This is a genomic window from Aeromonas sp. HMWF017 (genome assembly GCF_003061465.1).
GTDB classification, from domain to species: Bacteria; Pseudomonadota; Gammaproteobacteria; order Enterobacterales; family Aeromonadaceae; genus Aeromonas; species Aeromonas veronii.
The window spans coordinates 41579-42317 of record NZ_QAJD01000164.1 but is presented as its reverse complement, the minus strand read 5'-3'; the positions used below and the strand labels follow the sequence as shown (position 1 = coordinate 42317).

Genomic DNA, 739 nt, shown 5'->3' with positions numbered 1-739 from the left:
CGGGAGGCGAGGGGAAACTGAACAGCTCCAGCTGGCTGCCGTCCGGCAGGGCCAGATCCAGTTTCCATGACTGGCGTGCTTCGCGCAGGGTCTCGGCGATGATGGGCAGCCCCAGCACCTCGTGGTAGAAGTGGCGCGAGCGTGGGTAATCGCTGGCGATGATGGCCACATGGTGGATGGCGTCAAACAGCGGAAAGGTCATGGTGTTTCCTTGTCAGCAGCATAGTGAACGGGCAGCCTGCGCTGCCCGTGTCGTTGATCTAGTTGAAGAAACCGCCGAACCAGTCATCCAGTGCACTGCGCGGCGACGCACTGCTGGCGCAACCGGCCGGGGAGCCCATGGTGGATGCCTTGGCCGGCACCTGCAGGCTGCCTGGACAGTCGCTGGTGACGCGGGTGCCGCTGGCGCGGGAGAAGTTGGCCCAGGTGACCCCTTCCGGCATCTTCAATCCCAGACTGTTGACGCCGCGCTGGCTCATGTAGCCGCTAAAGAGCTGCAGAGCACCGCTGGCACCGGTCAAGCCCGCCGGGGTGTTGTCGTCGCGACCGACCCAGATACTGACCAGTTCGTTGTTGTCCATCCCGGCAAACCAGGAGTCGCGCAGCTCGTTGGTGGTACCTGTCTTGGCCGCCATGGTGGCGCCGGGGAACTTGGCACTGAGCGCGCGGGCCGTGCCCTGACTCACCGTCTTGGTCATGGCGAACAGGGTCAGCCAGCTTGCTTGCTGGTCGGTGACCC

1 protein-coding gene and 1 pseudogene are annotated in these 739 nt (G+C 64.5%); both read right to left on the bottom strand.

Translation table 11 applies throughout. From position 1 onward, the window contains the following. A partial coding sequence (locus DBR30_RS18275; RefSeq protein ID WP_181363621.1) for a VOC family protein occupies nt 1–202 on the bottom strand: 202 nt, incomplete at its 3' end. A 58-nt stretch (nt 203–260) separates the two neighbouring features. Continuing rightward, nucleotides 261–739 (bottom strand): annotated as a pseudogene (locus DBR30_RS22535) (penicillin-binding protein 1B); the annotation flags it as partial.